Genomic DNA, 16,254 nt, shown 5'->3' on the forward strand with positions numbered 1-16,254 from the left:
CCCGGCTGTGAGGGATCCGGCCATAGCTCGGTCGTAACGCCCGCCCCGTCCGCTGCGACGCGACCGATCGGCGGCCTCGGCCGCCGCGACCCCAGCGGTTTTGCGTCGCCAGCGACACCGATCCGTATGCCACGCGAATCCGCTCCGGCCCGCTCTCCGCCGGAGACGTGCCGCGAGGTCGTCACGGAGACGCTCCACGGCGTCGACGTCGAGGATCCGTACCGATGGCTCGAAGGCGACGGCGAGGCCGTCGACGAGTGGGTCGACGCCCAGAACGCCCACGTCGACGAGACGCTCGACGACGCGCTCCGGGACCGGCTCCGCCCCCGGTTCGAGGATCTCGTCGAGGTGGCCGACTACGGCCCGATCGCCGTCCGCGAGGGGCGCTACTTCGCGACGGTCCGCGAGCCCGGGGCCGACCACGCCCGCCTCGTCGTCCGCGACGCGCCCGACGGCGACGGCCGCGTCCTCGTCGACCCGAACGCCTGGGCCGCGAACCGCGACGCGGAGCGCCCGCCGCGGTCGATGGCCTGGTACGTCCCGTCGCACGACGGCGAGCGCGTCGCGGTCGGCGTCACCGAGGGCGGCGACGAGAACTACGACGTGCGGGTGCTGTCGGTGCCCGACCCGACTGAATCGCCGGAGTCCGAGGGCTCGGGAGGCTACGGCCCGGGCGTCGAGGAGGTCGCGGTCCTCCCCGAGCGCGGCCGCGTCAACGCGGGGAGCCTCGCGTGGACGGCCGACGGCGAGGGGTTCGTCTACGTCGCGACCGGCGGCGCGGCCGACGGCGCGCAGATGGACAAGGAGATCCGCCGATTCCGGCTTGCGGACGGTCCCGAGGCGGAGGAACTCCTGCTCGAACACGACGACCAGCACGTCTGGCCGCGGGTCACGGTCGACTCCGACTCCGGGCTGCTCGCGGTCGCCTTCTCCGAGATGGTGGGGGGAACCGAGTGGTACGTCCACCTCGACGGCGACCTGCGCCCCGTCCTGACCGACACCGACGCCGAGACGTCGGTCCAGTTCCACGACGGGACGGCGTTCGTCTCGACCGACCACGGCGCGCCCCGGCGGCGGGTGCTCGCCTGCTCGGTCGACCGCTTCCGCGAGGGCGACCTCTCCTTCGAGGAGTGCCGCGAGCTGCTCCCCGGCGGCGAGGGGATCATCCAGTCGGTGGCGCCGACTCCCGAGCGCCTCCTCGTCCACCGCCAGCGCGACGCCCACTCGCGGCTCTCCGTCCACGACCGCGACGGGACGCACCTGCGTGACGTGTCGCTGCCGTCGTACTGCTCCGTCACGTGGGTCTCCGGGAACCGCGACGCGCCCGAGGCGTTCTTCGGGCTCACCGGCTTCGACCGGCCGCCGGCGGTCCGAGCGCTCGACCTCGCCGGCGGGGATTCGGGCGCCGAGGACCCGCCGGACCTCCCGTCGACAGAGATCGACTCGGTCGACCTCCCCGTCCCCGACGACCTCGTCGTCGAACAGCGGTTCGTCGACTCCACCGACGGCGCCGAGGTGCCGGTGTTCGTCTGCTACCGGGAGGACGCCGCCGTCGACGGCCCGCGCCCGACGCTGCTGTACGGCTACGGCGGGTTCCGCAACAGCATCACGCCCTCGTTCGGGCGGTTCCGGCTCCCGTTCCTCGCGGACGGCGGCGCGTTCGCGGCGGTGTGCGCCCGCGGCGGGTACGAGTACGGCGAGCCGTGGCACGAGGCCGGGATGCTCGCGGAGAAACAGCACACCTTCGACGACTTCGTCGCGGCCGGGGAGGCGCTCTGCGCGTCCGGGCTCACCGACACGGACCACCTGGCGGTCGCCGGCGGGTCGAACGGCGGGCTCTCGGTCGGCGCGGTCGTCACCCAGCGCCCGGACCTGTGGGCCGCGGCGCAGTGCGCGGTCCCCCTGCTGGACATGCTCCGGTTCCACCGCTTCCTGCTCGGGGAGTCGTGGACGACGGAGTACGGGCACCCGGAGGACCCGGAGGCGTTCGAGTACCTCCGCGCGTACTCGCCGTACCACAACGTCGACCCCGACGAGTCGTATCCGCCCGTCTACTTCACCACGGCCGCGAGCGACACGCGCGTCCACCCCTCGCACGCCCGGAAGATGACCGCGCGGCTCCAGAACGAGGCCGCGGGCGGGCCGTTCCTCCTGCGGACGAAGTCCGCCACCGGGCACGGCGTCGGCAAGCCGGCCTCGATGATCGTCGACGAGCAGACGGACTCGTGGGCGTTCCTCTATGAGCAGCTGAGCGTGAGCCCGGACGCCGCGGCGACCGCCGACGGCGACTGATCTACCTCCCCTCGTAGAGCCGCTCCGCCGTCGTCTCGGGGAGGCCGGCCTCGCGGACCGCGGCCGCGACGCGGTCCACGTCGTACTCGACGCGGTGCGTCTCGACGGCGTCGCTCTCGTCGGCCGTCGTGTCGAGGACGGCGTAGCCCGCCCGCGGGTCGCCGTCGCGCGGCTGGCCGACGCTGCCCGGATTGCACACGAACCCGCCGGCCACGTCGCGGCACCCCTGAACGTGGGTGTGCCCGAGGACGATCCCGTCGTACTCGCCCATGTGCCGGTCGAGGTTCGGGAACTCCTCCGGGTAGACGTAGGCGTCCTCGCGCTCGGCGGCGGGGTGCGAGTGGACGAGCAGGAACCGGCCGCCACCGAACGTCTCCGTCCGCGGGAGGGCGCCGACCCACTCGCGCTGCTCGTCCGAGAGGGACGCCTTCGCGTGTTCGAGGCCGGCCTCGGCCATCCGGTTGGCGCTGTACCGCTGCGGGCTCTCGACGGTGCGATCGTGGTTCCCCCTGACCGTCGCCGCCGCGACCTCGCGCACGCGCTCGACGCACTCGGCGGGCCAGGGGTTGTAGCCGACCACGTCGCCCGCGCAGTAGATCCGGTCGACGGCGGGCATGTCGTCGAGGACCGTCTCCAGCGCCGGGAGGTTCGCGTGAACGTCCGAGATGAGGCCGACCTTCATCGAACGACGGTTCGATCGGCGGAAGGGAATAGGTTGTGCCGCGCCGCGAGGACTTGTACTGGGATCCCGGCGCGTGCCTCCGAGTGGCCGCCGAAGGCGGCCGCGAGGAGCACGCGCGAGGGACGCCGCGAGCGACCGGAGGGAGCGAGCGGCGAGGCTGGGGAGGCGTGAGGTGCGGGGCGGTGCGGTCGGGTGGGACTCGAAGGGGCAGTCGCGAGGACGAACCCCGGCGACGTAAGCACTGGAAGGAGCGAACGGAGTGAGCGACTGAAGCGCGCAACGAGCCGCGCGAGTCCTCGCGACTGGGGCTTCAGCGGTGTTCGCCGCCGATCCGCGTTCAGATGTTCATAAACGAGCGACTGCGATCTCGGTAACGTTCCTCGCCGATCCTTACGCCTTGACCTTCTCGCGGAACCGCTCCCTGACCTTCTCCACCTTCGGCTGCGCGTGCATCGTACAGTAGGCGTCGGCCGGGTTCTTCTCGAAGTAGTCCTGGTGTTTCTCCTCGGCGCGGTAGAACGTCTCCAGCCGCTCGACCTCGGTCACCACGTCGTCGTCGTAGCCGCCCTCCTCGTCGAGCGCGGCCACGTAGTTCTCCGCGACTCGGCGCTGCTCGTCGTCGTGGTAGAGGACGATCGACCGGTACTGGGTGCCCACGTCCGGCCCCTGTCGGTTCAGCTGGGTCGGGTCGTGGACGGTGAAGAAGATCTCCAGGATCTCCTCGTAGGAGAGCGCATCGGGGTCGTACTCGACCTGAACGACCTCGGCGTGGCCGGTGTTGCCGGTACACACCTCCCGATAGCTCGGGTCCTCGACGTGGCCGCCGGCGTAGCCGGAGGTGACGGCCTCGACGCCGTCGAGTTCCTTGAACGCCGCCTCGACGCACCAGAAGCAGCCGCCGCCGACCGTCGCGGTCTCGGTGTTCGACATGGACGCCCGTTGGCGTCGGAGACGTATTAATGGCGCGTGGCCGGAAACGCGGGCGTGGACGCTGTCGGTTGCTCGTCGGGAATGGTCGTCGTACTCCGGTGACGAACACTCCCAAAGCCCCAGCCGCGAGGGCTCGGTGCGCTCGCTGCGGTCCTCAGTCGGTCGCTACCGCTCCCTCCCTGCGGTCCTTGCGTCGCGCGCCTTCGCCCTCGCGACTGCCCCTTTGAGTCCCACCCCGCGACCGCACAGCACCTCACTCCTCCCCAGCCTCGTCGGCCTCCCTGCGGTCGGCCGACTCCCTCGCGCGTGCTGCTCGGCCGCGGTGCGACCTCGCAGGCACGCGCCACCGCAGGATCGATTCATGACCGATCAGTCGACCGCTCCAGTCCGTCCCGAACGCGTTCGCCCGGCAACCCTGCGGTCGAACGGTAGACCTTTGCCGTCGCCCGCTCCACGTCGCGTATGGTCTCGCTGGGACTGGTGGTGGCGCGGTTCAACGACTCCGTCACGGAGCCGATGGCCGAGGCCGCCCGCGAGGCGGCCGCCGACCGCGACGCCGTCGTCGTCGACGAACTGAGCGTGCCGGGCGCGTACGACAGCCCGCTGGCCGCAGACCGGCTGGCGCGCCGGGACGACGTCGACGCCGTCGCGGTCGTCGGCGCCATCGTCACCGGCGACACCGACCACGACCGCGTCATCGCGAACGCGACCGCCGAGAAGCTCACGCAGGTGAGCCTCGACCGGGACACGCCGGTCACCTTCGGCGTGAGCGGCCCGGGGATGTCCGGCGCGGAGGCGCGCGAGCGGATCGACAAGGGGGCGGACGCGGCCGCGGCCGCGATCGATCTCGCGACGGAACTCGACTGACGGACACGACGATCACACACGACACATGAGCGACGCATACGACTTCTCGGAGCGGATCGGACGCGTAGAGCCCAGCGCGACGCTGGCGATATCGAACCTCGCGGCGGAGAAGGAGGCCGAGGGCGCCGACATCGTCGACCTCTCGGTCGGCGAGCCCGACTTCGACACCCCGGCGAACGTCGTTGAGGCCGGCAAGGAGGCCCTCGACGCGGGCCACACGGGGTACACCTCCTCGAACGGCGTGCCCGCGCTGAAGGAGGCGATCGCGGAGAAGCTCCGCGGCAACGGGATCGACGCCGACGCCGGCGAGGTGATCGTCACCCCCGGCGGCAAGCAGGCCCTGTACGAGACGTTCCAGACCCTGATCGACGAGGGCGACGAGGTCGTCCTGCTCGACCCGGCGTGGGTCTCCTACGAGGCGATGGCGAAGCTCGCCGGCGCCGACCTCTCGCGCGTCGATCTGGCGCCCCACGGCTTCCAGCTGGAGCCCGCCCTCGACGAGCTCGCCGCGACCGTCTCGGACGACACCGAACTGCTCGTCGTCAACACCCCGTCGAACCCCACGGGCGCGGTGTTCTCGGAGGCGGCCCTGGAGGGCGTCCGTGACCTCGCCGTGGAGCACGACGTGGCCGTCATCTCGGACGAGATCTACGAGCGGATCGTCTACGACGCCGACCACGTCTCGCTTGCGAGCCTCGACGGGATGGCCGACCGCACGGTGACGATCAACGGCTTCTCGAAGGCGTACTCGATGACCGGCTGGCGGCTCGGCTACCTCCACGCCACCGACGAGTTCGTCGGCGAGGCGGGGAAGCTCCACTCCCACTCGGTCTCCTGTGCCACGAACTTCGTCCAGCGCGCGGGGATCGAGGCGCTGGAGAACACCGAGGCGTCGGTCGAGGAGATGCGCGACGCGTTCGCCGACCGCCGGGACCTCCTCGTGGACCTGTTCGACGAGCACGGCGTCGACGTCGACGTCGGCGACGGCGCGTTCTACATGATGATCCCGGTCGACGACGACGACCAGGCGTGGTGCGAGCGCGCCATCGAGGAGGCCGCGGTCGCCTGCGTCCCCGGGAGCGCGTTCAACGCCCCCGGCTACGCCCGCATCTCCTACGCCGCGAGCGAGTCGCGCCTGCGCGAGGCGGTCGACCGCCTCGTCGCGAACGACCTGCTGTAACGCCGCCCGACCGCCCGCGGACGCCCCCATTCCGTCCGCGTCCCGACCCGGACGAACTCGCGGATCGGCCGCGAACGGGGGCTGCGATGCGTTTTTCACCCCGCTCCTCGAAGTTTCAGTTCGGTGGTACGATGTACGACAGGATACTGTACCCGACCGACGGGAGCGCCGGATCGGAGGCGGCGGCGGCGCACGTGGGGGCGCTCGCGTCGCAGTTCGGCGCGAGCGTGGACGTGTTACACGTGATCGACACCCGAGAGGGCGGGCTTGGCCTGAGCGGGGCGTTCCTCGACGACGACCCGCAGGCGATGAGCGGGCGGTCGCCCGACGAGGGCTACATCGGGCGGCACGGGGACGGGCCCGACCCCGAGGCGGTCGAGGCCGGGCTCACCGACCACGCCGAGGCGCTCATCCAGGCCTCGACCGGCGAGGTCGACCTGACGACCGCGGTCGAGTCGGGGACGCCCCACTCGGTGATACTGCGCTACGCCGACGAGGCCGACGCCGACCTCGTGGTGATGGGGACGCACGGCCGGACCGGGGTCGAGCGGTACCTGCTCGGCAGCGTCGCGGAGAAGGTCGTCCGGCTCTCGGACGTGCCGGTGATGACGGTGCGGGCGGACGAGGACGCGTGAGGCGGTGGACCAGACGAGCGAAGCGGACGCGGGAGGCGAACCGAGCCGATCGGCGGCCGACGATTTTTCCCGGCTCCGTCGACCACGCGAACCCATGAGCGACCCGGAGCGAACGGCGATCGACGACGGCGTTCGCGAGGCCCTCCTCGACCGCGTGAACAGCCCCAGCGCGACCGTCGGCGCGAGCGTGCCCGACGAGGTCGAGATAGACGGGAGCGCCGTCGACCTGTCGGCGTTCATCGTCGAGACCCGGAAGGTCGACGCGGTCCCGCCCGCGCTCGACCGGAAGGTGACGGCGGCGCGCGAGTCGCTCAGGGCCGAGCGGGCGCGGCGCGTCGAGCGGCTGGAGAGCGACCCCCTCGACCGCGAGACCGCCGAGGCGCTCGCCGACGAGGTCGTCGGCATCGACCGCGCGCTCAACGCCTTGGAGGGCATCCGCCGGCCGGGGTTCGCCGACGAGCACCACGCCGACACGCTGGCGGGCCACGAGCGCTGGCTCGCGTTCGTCGATCAGGTCCGGTAATTCCGGCTCCCGTCCCGACCCGCGTCGACGGCCCCCTTCCGAAACCCTTACTCGCCGCCCGCGTGGTACGTTCGGGTATGAGCGACACCGCAGCGTCGGACGACGGCGAGGCCGCCGTCGACGCCGAGGAGGTCAGACACGTCGCCGACCTCGCGCGGGTGCGACTCGCCGACGAGGAGGTCGACGAGTTCGCGGCGCAGTTCGGCGACATCTTGGAGTACTTCGCGGCGCTCGACGAGGTCCCGGAGACGGAGCGCGAGGAGGAACTCGTCAACGTGATGCGCCCGGACGAGGTCCGCGAGGGGCTCTCCCAGGAGGAGGCGCTCGCGAACGCCGAGGAGACGGAGGACGGCTTCTTCGTCGGGCCGAAGGTGTCGTAGATGGCGGCCGACATCAACGCCTTCGTCACGGAGGCGACGATCGAGGGCGACGGCGACGGCCCCCTCGCGGGCACGACGGTCGCGGTGAAGGACAACATCTCCACCGAGGGGATCCGGACGACCTGCGGCTCGGAGATGCTGGCGGACTACGTCCCGCCCTACTCCGCGACCGTCGTCGACCGCCTGACAGAGGCGGGCGCGACGGTCGTCGGGAAGACGAACATGGACGAGTTCGGGATGGGGACGACGACGGAGACCTCCGCGTTCGGCCCCACTCGGAACCCCGTCGACACCGACCGCGTCCCGGGCGGCTCCTCCGGCGGCTCGGCGGCCGCGGTCGCGGCGGGCGAGGCCGACGTGGCGCTCGGCTCCGACACCGGCGGCTCGGTGCGCTGTCCGGCCGCCTTCTGCGGCGTCGTCGGGATCAAGCCCACCTACGGGCTCGTCTCCCGGTACGGGCTCATCGCGTACGCGAACTCCCTCGAACAGATCGGCCCGATCGCGGGCACCGTCGAGGAGGCGGCCGCCGCGCTCGACGTCATCGCGGGCGACGACCCGAACGACGGGACGACCCGCGACCTGCGCGAGGTCGAGGGCGCCGACCCCGACGCGAGCTACGCCGCGGCCGCGGACGGCGACGTGGCGGGCCTGACGATCGGCGTGCCCACGGAGCTGTTCGAGGGCGCCGACGAGCGCGTCGTCGAGACGGCCGAGGCCGCGATCGACGACCTGGAGGCGCAGGGCGCGGAGACGACGGAGATCTCGCTCCCCTCCGTCGAGCACGCGGTCCAGGCGTACTACGTCATCGCGATGGCGGAGGCCTCCTCGAACCTCGCGCGCTTCGACGGCGTCCGGTACGGCCACCGGAGCGACGCGGACGGCAACTGGAACGAGTCGTTCGCGGAGACCCGCGAGGAGGGGTTCGGCGCGGAGGTCAAACGCCGGATTCTGCTCGGCACGTACGCGCTCTCGGCCGGCTACCACGACAAGTACTACGAGAAGGCGCAGGACGCCCGCGCGTGGGTCCGTCAGGACTTCGAGGACGCCTTCGACGACGTCGACGTGATCGCGTCGCCGACGATGCCGGTCCTCCCCTTCGAGTTGGGTGAGAGCCTCGACGACCCGCTGCGGATGTACCTCGCGGACGCGAACACGACGCCGGTCAACCTCGCGAACCTCCCCGCCATCTCCGTGCCCGCGGGCGAGGCGGACGGGCTCCCCGTCGGGCTCCAGCTCGTCGGCCCGAAGTTCGGCGAGGAGACCATCGTCCGCGCCGCGAGCGCGGTCGAGGAGCGATGAGCCTCACCGACGAGGAACGCGACCGGCTCGCCGACGTGGTCCGCCTCCAGCCGACGAAGAACGGCGAGCTCCAGGACGCGTGGGAGATGGAGAGCGGCAGCGAGGTCCACGGCTACCTGGAGGACCACCTGAAGGAGTACTACTACCGCGACGACGACAGCCTGATCCGCGCGACGGCGGAGGCGAACGACCTCGTCGACGTGGAGCCCGGCGTCGAGCCCGACGCGGTCGCGCGCGGCGGCGTGCCGGAGACGATCCGCGTCCCCGAACTGGAGTCGCGGGTGGTCGACGTGCTCGCCGGCCCGGACGAGCGCTCGCAGTCCGTCGTCAGCGTGCTCAACGCGCTCCGGGAGGCGTACGACGCCGACCCCGAGGTCGACGCGGTGCGGCGCGCGCTCCGCAGCCTCGAACGCAAGAACGTCGTCGAGGTCGTCTACCGCACCGTGCCGACGTTCCGGCTGGCGGTCGACCGCGACGAGATAACCGTCGAAATCGAGTCGTAGGCGGTCCCGTCCTCCCGGCGGTCCGGAGCCTCCCGGTCGTCGACACGACTTTGTACCGCGACGGAGACCGTCACGGCGATGGTCGACGACGACGAGACCCTCCGCGACCGGTTCCGTCGCAACGCGAGCGGCATCGCCGCCACGACGGTCACCGGGACGTGGCTCGCCGCCCTCCTGCTCGGGTTCGACTGGTGGCTCGGGTTCATGCTGTTCGGTTACATCGTGATCGTTCCGGTCGTCTCGATGCTGTTCGACGAGGAGGGCGGAGAGTCCGACTTCGAGGAGTACGAGACCGATCCCCTGTGGGGCAGACACGGCGAGACGGCGGAAAGCGACGACGAGCCCGCCGACACCACGGACGCCCTCGAACGGCTGCGGACCCGCTACGCGAACGGCGACCTCACCGACGAGCAGTTCGAGCGGAAGCTCGACCGCCTGCTGGAGACCGAGACCCCTGAGGACGCCGCCGAGTGGGCCGAGCGAAACCGGGCCGCCGACCGGGAGCGCGACGTCGAACGCGAGCGGTGACGCGGGGCGACGGCGTCGCGGCGGGCGGCGTCGCGGCGGCGAGCCCGGCGCGACCGAACCTCAAGCTTCAATGCGCGCGGCCGACTCGACCGCGTATGAGCGACCAGGAACTGCGGAAGGAGGCGCACGACCTTGACGTCACCGTCTGGGTCGGGAAGCACGGCATCGACTCGGTCGTCGACGAGCTGGCCGACCAGCTCGACGACCGGAAGCTGGTGAAGGTGAAGTTCCTCCGCGCGGCCCGCGGGGGTACCACGACCGACGAGCTGGCCGCGGAGCTCGCGGACGCGGTCGGCGCCGACCTGATCGAGACGCGCGGGAACACGGCGGTGCTCCACTGATGAGCGCCGCCGCGGGGCCGGCCGGCGTCGTCGCGGTCGCGGGGACGCTCCGACCGTACCTCGGACCGGTGACGGACCTCGTCGTCGACGCCGCCATCTTCCTCGTCGTCGTCGTCGCGACGTACCTGCTCTACAAGGCGGTCGTCACCCCGCTCGTCACGCGCGTCTTCGACAGGCAGGGGCTCGACGAGCACGCCCGCCGCCCGCTCCAGAAGATCGTGGCGTTCCTCGTGCTGTTCGCCGGCGTCACGGTCGCGTTCGGCGCGGCCGGGTACCAGGGGTTCCTGCGGTCGCTGGCGACGATCGCGGCCGCGGCGACGCTCGCGATCGGCTTCGCGCTCCAAGACGTGATCAAGAACTTCGTCGCTGGCGTGTTCATCTACACCGACAAGCCGTTCCGCATCGGCGACTGGATCGAGTGGAACGGCAACTCGGGCGTCGTCGAGGACATCTCCTTCCGCGTCACCCGCGTCCGCACGTTCGACAACGAGCTGCTCACGGTGCCGAACCACGCCCTGACGAGCGACGTGGTGAAGAACCCGGTCGCGAAGAAGACGCTCCGCCTGAAGTTCGTCTTCGGGATCGACTACGAGGACGACGTGGAGAAGGCGACGGACATCATCGTCGAGGAGGCCGAGAAGAGCGACGCCATCCTCGAAGACCCCGCGCCGTCGGTCCGGCTCACCGAGCTGGCCGACTCCTACGTGGGCCTCCAGTCGCGGATCTGGATCGAGGACCCCTCGCGGGCGGACTTCGTGAAGGCGCGCGCCGACTACGTGAAGGCCGTCAAGAAACGGTTCGACGAGGAGGGGATCTCGATCCCCTTCCCGCAGCGGACCGTCTCGGGGCGCAACGAGTGGACGGACCCCGCGTCGTTCGGCGGCGCGGCGGGCGGCGCCGGCGGCGACTCGTAGCCTCGGACCCCTGAGATTCCGGGGTCGACCGGGCGGAACGCGTCGCGGTTTTACCGACGCGCGGGAGCCGCCCCGGGAGCGATAGTAACGAACTTGAGGGTCCGGTAACTGGGTGTGCCCATGTACGTGGTCGTCATCGGGGCCGGCGAGGTCGGGACGAGCATCGCCGCCAGTCTCGCGTCGGACCACGAGGTGGTCGTCGTGGACGTCGACCCGGACCGCGCGGAACAGCTCAAGTACGAACTCGACGTCCTCACCATCGCGGGCGACGGCACCTCCTCGGAGATCCAGTCGGCCGCCGAGGTCGACCGCGCGGACATGGTCATCGCCTGTACCGACGACGACCAGACGAACCTCGTCGCCTGCGGCACCGCCAAGACGCTCGGGGACGGGTTCACGATCGCCCGCGTCAAGAGCACCGACTTCCTCCGCACGTGGCAGGGCAGCGAGGGGGCCTTCGGCGTCGACTTCATGGTGTGTACGGACCTGTTGACCGCGGAGAACATCGTCCGCGTCATCGGGCTCCCGGCGGCCGTCGACGTCGACCCGTTCGCCGGCGGCCTCGTCCAGATGGCCGAGTTCGAGATCGCCGAGGGGAGCCCCGTCGCCGGACAGACCGTCTCGGAGGCGGACCGCTTCGAGTCGCTCACGTTCGTCGGCCTGTTCCGGAACGGCGACATGATAATCCCCCGCGGGGACACCGACATCGCCGTCGGCGACCGCGCGGTGGTGATCGGGAGCCCCGAGAGCGTCCAGTCGTTCGCGACCGACGTGGCGCCGGAGGCGACGCCCGACCGCGCCGACGAGATCGTCGTCGTCGGCGGCAGCGAGATCGGCTACCAGACCGCCCGGCTCCTGGAGGAGCGCGACTTCAGCCCGCGGCTGATCGAGCAGGACCCCGACCGCGCGCGGTGGCTCGCGGAGAACCTCCCGGACACCGTCGTCATGGAGCACGACGCGACGGACACGGAGTTCCTCGCCCGCGAGCACGTCGACGAGGCCGACATCGTCGTCACGGCGCTCCGCTCGGACGAGAAGAACCTCCTCATCTCCGTGCTCGCCAAGCGCCTCGGCGTCGACCGCGTGATCGCCGTCGTCGACAGCCCCGACTACGTCACCGTCTTCGAGGAAATCGGCATCGACATCGCGGTCAACCCCCGCACGGTGACCGCCGAGGAGATCACGCGGTTCACCTACGAGAGCGTCGCGGAGAACATCGCCGTGCTGGAGAACGACCAGGCGGAGGTCCTCGAACTCGAACTCACCGAGGGGTGCGGGCTCGTCGGCCGACCGATATCGGAGATCGTCGCCGACAGCGACGTGCGGTTCGTCATCGGCGCGATCACCCGGGACCACCGGCTGGTCACGCCCCGCGGTGACACGGTGCTCCAGGCCGGCGACCACGTCATCCTCCTCGTGGAGTCCGACTCCGTGAGCGACATCGCCTCGATGGCCTGAGTCCCGTGAGCACCAGCATCCGCGTCGGGTGGCGGGCCAGCGTGGGACTCACCGGCGACGTCCTCGCCGCCCTCCCGGTCCCGCTCGCGTTCCCCCTCCTCCTCGCGTTCTACTACGGCGAGTCGCCCGTCCCCTTCCTCGCGGCGATCGCGGTTTCGCTCGCGCTCGGCGCGGCGTTCCGGTCGACGCGGGACCCGGCGGAGGACCTCGGGCCGCGTGAGGCGTTCCTCGCGGTGGCGCTGATCTGGTTCCTCGTCGCCGCGATCGGCGCGATCCCCTTCGTCGTGGCGGGGGTCGGCACGGTCGCGCACCCGGTCAACGCCATGTTCGAGTCGATGAGCGGGCTGACGACGACGGGCGCGACCGTGCTGCGCGACTTCTCCCTCCACTCGCGGTCCGTCATGATGTGGCGACAGGTGATCCAGTGGCTCGGGGGGCTCGGCATCCTGATCCTGGCGACCGCGGTGCTCTCGGAGATCGGGGTCGGCGGGGCACAGCTGATGGAGTCGGAGTCACAGACCCAGGACGTCAACAAGCTCACGCCGAAGATATCCCGGACGGCGCAGCTGATCTGGGGGATCTACTTCGGACTCACGGGGCTGGCGATCGTCGTCTACTTCGCGCTCGGCCTCGCCGTCGACCCGCAGATGGACCTGTACAACGCCGTCGCGCACGCGTTCACCTCGGTCGCGACCGCCGGCTTCTCGCCGGAGCCGCTCTCGGTCGGGGCGTTCCACCCGCTGATCCAGTGGGCGGTGGTCCCGTTCATGGTGATCGGCTCGACCAGCTTCGTCCTCATCTACTTCGCCATCAACGGCGAGCCGATGCGCCTGTTGCGAAACGAGGAGTTCCACTTCTACCTCGGCGCGATGGGGACGCTCGCGTCGATCGTCGCGGTCTCGCTGTTCCTCGACCCGAGCACCGGATTCGGCGCCGAGGCGACGGTCCGCCACGCCGTGTTCAACGTCGCCTCCATCGTGACGACGACGGGGTACGCGAGCACCGACTACGTGCTGTGGGCGCCCGCGGCGAAGCACATGCTGTTCATGGGCATGTTCGTCGGCGGGATGGTCGGATCGACCACCTGCTCGATCAAGTCGCTGCGGTGGCTGGTGGCGCTGAAGTCGTTCCGGCGGAACCTCTACACCGCCATCCACCCCGAGTCGGTGCGGCCGGTCCGGATCTCGGGGAAATCGATCGAGGAGGGGGCGATCCGCGACATCTACGCGTACCTCCTCCTCAGCATCGTGATCTTCTTTCTGCTCGCCGTCGTCATCGTCGTCGACGCCGAGCGGGCCGGGCTCCGCGTCTCCGAGTTCGAGGCGCTCGGCGCCGCCGCGACGACGTTCCTCAACATCGGGCCGGCGTTCGGCGACGCGGGGCCGTACGGCACCTTCGCGACGTTCCCGCTGAGCACGCGGGCCGTGATGGTCGTGCTGATGTGGATCGGCCGGATCGAGATCATCCCCGTCCTCGTGCTGTTCACGAAGGCGTTCTGGACCTCCTGACCGACGCCGAGCCGCCGCGGTCCGCCGTTCGGCGCCCGCGGCGGCTCCGTCCATCGACGGCTTCTTGTCGCGCCGGCCTGCTACGACGGGTATCGGAACCCCCGAGGGACACTCGTGACACGGACCATCGACGCGCGGGCGACGCTCAGCTACACCGGGAGCATCGTGAAGCTCCTGTCGGCGTCCATGGCCGTCCCGCTCGTCGTCGCGCTGATCTACGGCGAGGACGCGGTCGCGTTCGCGGCGTCGATGACGGTCGCCGTCGCGATCGGCGCCGGGCTCGAACGGCTCGACGACGAGCCGGAACTCGGCCCGCGGGACGCGCTGGCGGTCGTCTCGCTGGCGTGGTTGATGGCCGCGGTCGTCGGCGCCATCCCGTACGTCATCGCCGGCTACGGGACTCCCTCCGCGCTCGCGCATCCCGTGAACGCGCTGTTCGAGTCGATGAGCGGCTTCACGACGACGGGCGCGACCGCGACCGCGGAGATCAGCTTCGAGCAGCACTCCCACGCGGTGCTGATGTGGCGGCAGCTCACGCAGTGGCTCGGCGGGATGGGGATCATCGTGCTGATGATCGCGATCCTGCCGCAGCTGGCGGTCAACGGCGCCCAGCTGATGGAGTCGGAGGCGCCGGGGCCGGGGCTCCAGAAGCTCACTCCGCGGATCGTCGAGACGGCCCGCGCGCTCTGGCTCATCTACCTCGGGTTCACGGTGGCGATGGTCGCCGTGCTGGCGCTGCTCGGGCTCACCGGGTACGCGCCGGAGATGGACCTGTACAACGCCATCGCCCACGGGTTCTCCACGCTCCCGACCGGCGGGTTCTCGCCGGAGGCGGAGAGCATCGGCGCGTTCTCGCCGGTGGTACAGTGGGCGTTCGTCCCGTTCATGGTGATCGCCGGAGTCAACTTCGCGCTGTTCTGGTACGTGCTCAGGGACGACCCGCGGGAGATGTTCGAGAACACGGAGTTCCGGATCTACCTCGGGCTGGTGACCGCGTTCGCCGCCGTGCTCGCGGTCGGGCTGTTCTACGGCGGCGCGCCGGCCACCGACATCGGCGGTATCACGGAGGGCGTCCCGGAGAACGCGCTCCGGCAGGGGATGTTCCAGGTCGCGTCGCTGATGAACTCGACCGGCTTCGCGACCGCGGACTTCGCGGAGTGGGACACCCAGACCCAGTTCCTCCTGCTGTTCGCGATGTTCATCGGCGGCTCCGCCGGGTCGACCGGCGGCGGGATCAAGGTGATCCGCTGGCTCATCCTGCTGAAGACGCTCCGCCGCGAGCTGTACACGACGGCGAACCCGGACGTGGTCCGGCCGGTCCGGCTCGGCGGCGAGGTCGTCGACGAGGACGTGATCCGCGGGATCCTCGTGTTCACCCTGCTGTACTTCCTCGTGTTCGCGCTCTCGGCCGTCTTCATCGAGCTCGACACGGCGCGGATCGGCGAGCGGCTCACCGGCACGGAGGCGCTCGCGGCGTCGCTCGCGACGATCGGCAACATCGGACCGGGGCTCGGCCCGCTGGGCCCCTTCGGGAGCTACGAGTTCCTGCCGAACACGACGAAGCTGCTGATGATCGGGCTGATGTGGATCGGGCGGCTGGAGATCGTCCCCGTGCTCGCGCTGTTCGTCGCCGGCGTCGACGAGCAGTGACCTTCCGGGGCGCGGTCAGGTCCTCGACGCGACGCCCGGGGACGCGAGGCCACCTTCTTAAGCGCCGCCGGCCGTACTACCTCGCATGGACGGACCCGACGACACCGGCGGCCAGGACCTGCTCGGGCACGTGCTCCTCCCGGTCGCGAACGAGGAGGACGCGCTGCGAACGGCGCGGGCGCTCGACCCCTACGACCCCGCGCGGGTGACGGCGCTTCACGTCGTCGAGAAGGGGGACGGCGTGCCGGACAAGACCCCCATCGAGCAGTCGGAGGAGCTCGCGGCCGAGTCGTACGCGGCGGTCAGAACGGTGTTCCCCGACGCCGCCGAGCACACGGCCTACGCCCGGGACGTGGTCGAGGCGATCTTCGACGCGGCGGGCGAGGTGGACGCGAGCGCGATCGCCTACCAGTCGCGCGGGGGGAACCGCCTGGTCCAGCTCCTCTCCGGGGACCTGTCGGCCGAGATCGCGACCGACGCGCCGGTGCCCGTGATCGCGCTCCCGCGCGCCGACGCGGACGAATGAGCCGCCGTCGCGCCCGCGAGGGCGGGTCGTCGGCGCGC

At 71.0% G+C, this 16,254-nt stretch carries 17 protein-coding genes; 15 read left to right on the forward strand and 2 right to left on the reverse strand.

The window, feature by feature from the left end; all coding sequences use genetic code 11:
• Nucleotides 1–126 precede the first annotated feature (126 nt).
• Entirely contained in the window at nt 127–2,292 is a 2,166-nt protein-coding gene (locus DVK05_RS03355) for a prolyl oligopeptidase family protein (RefSeq protein WP_121561993.1), read from the forward strand.
• A gap of 1 nt (nt 2,293) precedes the next feature.
• Here the strand turns inward: DVK05_RS03355 and DVK05_RS03360 are convergent, their stop codons facing one another.
• Nucleotides 2,294–2,974, reverse strand: a complete 681-nt coding sequence (locus tag DVK05_RS03360; protein WP_121561994.1) for a metallophosphoesterase — start codon at nt 2,972–2,974, stop codon at nt 2,294–2,296.
• Between the two features lie 390 nt (nt 2,975–3,364).
• On the reverse strand, nt 3,365–3,904 hold the full coding sequence (gene msrA / locus DVK05_RS03365) for a peptide-methionine (S)-S-oxide reductase MsrA (protein WP_121561995.1): 540 nt from the start codon (nt 3,902–3,904) through the stop codon (nt 3,365–3,367).
• Nucleotides 3,905–4,366: 462 nt separating this feature from the next.
• Between msrA and ribH the strand changes: the two genes are divergently transcribed.
• The 14 genes from ribH (at nt 4,367) to DVK05_RS03435 (ending at nt 16,216) form a co-directional block, all read left to right on the forward strand.
• Nucleotides 4,367–4,771 (forward strand): 6,7-dimethyl-8-ribityllumazine synthase, encoded by a 405-nt coding sequence (gene ribH / locus DVK05_RS03370; protein WP_121561996.1) that lies wholly within the window; start codon nt 4,367–4,369, stop codon nt 4,769–4,771.
• A 25-nt stretch (nt 4,772–4,796) separates the two neighbouring features.
• Nucleotides 4,797–5,951, forward strand: a complete 1,155-nt coding sequence (locus DVK05_RS03375) for a pyridoxal phosphate-dependent aminotransferase (RefSeq protein ID WP_121561997.1) — start codon at nt 4,797–4,799, stop codon at nt 5,949–5,951.
• 131 nt (nt 5,952–6,082) lie between these two features.
• A complete protein-coding gene (locus DVK05_RS03380; RefSeq protein WP_121561998.1) occupies nt 6,083–6,586 on the forward strand; it encodes a universal stress protein in 504 nt (167 codons plus the stop codon).
• A gap of 94 nt (nt 6,587–6,680) precedes the next feature.
• A complete protein-coding gene (locus DVK05_RS03385; RefSeq protein ID WP_121561999.1) occupies nt 6,681–7,109 on the forward strand; it encodes a DUF5788 family protein in 429 nt (142 codons plus the stop codon).
• 77 nt (nt 7,110–7,186) lie between these two features.
• Nucleotides 7,187–7,489 (forward strand): Asp-tRNA(Asn)/Glu-tRNA(Gln) amidotransferase subunit GatC, encoded by a 303-nt coding sequence (gene gatC, locus DVK05_RS03390; protein WP_053772279.1) that lies wholly within the window; start codon nt 7,187–7,189, stop codon nt 7,487–7,489.
• The gene (gene gatA, locus DVK05_RS03395) at nt 7,490–8,788 is read left to right on the forward strand and encodes an Asp-tRNA(Asn)/Glu-tRNA(Gln) amidotransferase subunit GatA (RefSeq protein ID WP_121562000.1); all 1,299 of its coding nucleotides are present in this window, start codon (nt 7,490–7,492) and stop codon (nt 8,786–8,788) included.
• Nucleotides 8,785–9,291 (forward strand): DUF5797 family protein, encoded by a 507-nt coding sequence (locus tag DVK05_RS03400; protein ID WP_121562001.1) that lies wholly within the window; start codon nt 8,785–8,787, stop codon nt 9,289–9,291. Before gatA ends, DVK05_RS03400 begins: the two co-directional genes overlap by 4 nt.
• A 78-nt stretch (nt 9,292–9,369) precedes the next feature.
• A complete protein-coding gene (locus tag DVK05_RS03405; RefSeq protein ID WP_121562002.1) occupies nt 9,370–9,819 on the forward strand; it encodes an SHOCT domain-containing protein in 450 nt (149 codons plus the stop codon).
• Between the two features lie 95 nt (nt 9,820–9,914).
• Entirely contained in the window at nt 9,915–10,160 is a 246-nt protein-coding gene (locus DVK05_RS03410; RefSeq protein ID WP_121562003.1) for a YhbY family RNA-binding protein, read from the forward strand.
• The gene (locus DVK05_RS03415; RefSeq protein ID WP_121562004.1) at nt 10,160–11,074 is read left to right on the forward strand and encodes a mechanosensitive ion channel family protein; all 915 of its coding nucleotides are present in this window, start codon (nt 10,160–10,162) and stop codon (nt 11,072–11,074) included. Before DVK05_RS03410 ends, DVK05_RS03415 begins: the two co-directional genes overlap by 1 nt.
• A 120-nt stretch (nt 11,075–11,194) precedes the next feature.
• Nucleotides 11,195–12,532 (forward strand): Trk system potassium transporter TrkA, encoded by a 1,338-nt coding sequence (trkA, locus tag DVK05_RS03420; RefSeq protein ID WP_121562005.1) that lies wholly within the window; start codon nt 11,195–11,197, stop codon nt 12,530–12,532.
• Between the two features lie 5 nt (nt 12,533–12,537).
• Nucleotides 12,538–14,040, forward strand: a complete 1,503-nt coding sequence (locus DVK05_RS03425) for a TrkH family potassium uptake protein (protein WP_121562006.1) — start codon at nt 12,538–12,540, stop codon at nt 14,038–14,040.
• A gap of 114 nt (nt 14,041–14,154) precedes the next feature.
• Nucleotides 14,155–15,690 (forward strand): TrkH family potassium uptake protein, encoded by a 1,536-nt coding sequence (locus DVK05_RS03430; RefSeq protein ID WP_121562007.1) that lies wholly within the window; start codon nt 14,155–14,157, stop codon nt 15,688–15,690.
• Nucleotides 15,691–15,775: 85 nt separating this feature from the next.
• Nucleotides 15,776–16,216, forward strand: a complete 441-nt coding sequence (locus tag DVK05_RS03435) for a universal stress protein (protein ID WP_121562008.1) — start codon at nt 15,776–15,778, stop codon at nt 16,214–16,216.
• Nucleotides 16,217–16,254 lie beyond the last annotated feature (38 nt).

The sequence above is a fragment of the Halorubrum sp. Atlit-8R genome, assembly GCF_003666025.1.
GTDB lineage: Archaea > Halobacteriota > Halobacteria > Halobacteriales > Haloferacaceae > Halorubrum > Halorubrum salinarum.

Coding starts and splice junctions, on each gene's coding strand:
- DVK05_RS03355 (WP_121561993.1), top strand. CDS start 127: ATGCCACGCGAATCCGCTCCGGCCCGCTCTCCGCCGGAGACGTGCCGC.
- DVK05_RS03360 (WP_121561994.1), bottom strand. CDS start 2,974: ATGAAGGTCGGCCTCATCTCGGACGTTCACGCGAACCTCCCGGCGCTG.
- msrA (WP_121561995.1), bottom strand. CDS start 3,904: ATGTCGAACACCGAGACCGCGACGGTCGGCGGCGGCTGCTTCTGGTGC.
- ribH (WP_121561996.1), top strand. CDS start 4,367: ATGGTCTCGCTGGGACTGGTGGTGGCGCGGTTCAACGACTCCGTCACG.
- DVK05_RS03375 (WP_121561997.1), top strand. CDS start 4,797: ATGAGCGACGCATACGACTTCTCGGAGCGGATCGGACGCGTAGAGCCC.
- DVK05_RS03380 (WP_121561998.1), top strand. CDS start 6,083: ATGTACGACAGGATACTGTACCCGACCGACGGGAGCGCCGGATCGGAG.
- DVK05_RS03385 (WP_121561999.1), top strand. CDS start 6,681: ATGAGCGACCCGGAGCGAACGGCGATCGACGACGGCGTTCGCGAGGCC.
- gatC (WP_053772279.1), top strand. CDS start 7,187: ATGAGCGACACCGCAGCGTCGGACGACGGCGAGGCCGCCGTCGACGCC.
- gatA (WP_121562000.1), top strand. CDS start 7,490: ATGGCGGCCGACATCAACGCCTTCGTCACGGAGGCGACGATCGAGGGC.
- DVK05_RS03400 (WP_121562001.1), top strand. CDS start 8,785: ATGAGCCTCACCGACGAGGAACGCGACCGGCTCGCCGACGTGGTCCGC.
- DVK05_RS03405 (WP_121562002.1), top strand. CDS start 9,370: ATGGTCGACGACGACGAGACCCTCCGCGACCGGTTCCGTCGCAACGCG.
- DVK05_RS03410 (WP_121562003.1), top strand. CDS start 9,915: ATGAGCGACCAGGAACTGCGGAAGGAGGCGCACGACCTTGACGTCACC.
- DVK05_RS03415 (WP_121562004.1), top strand. CDS start 10,160: ATGAGCGCCGCCGCGGGGCCGGCCGGCGTCGTCGCGGTCGCGGGGACG.
- trkA (WP_121562005.1), top strand. CDS start 11,195: ATGTACGTGGTCGTCATCGGGGCCGGCGAGGTCGGGACGAGCATCGCC.
- DVK05_RS03435 (WP_121562008.1), top strand. CDS start 15,776: ATGGACGGACCCGACGACACCGGCGGCCAGGACCTGCTCGGGCACGTG.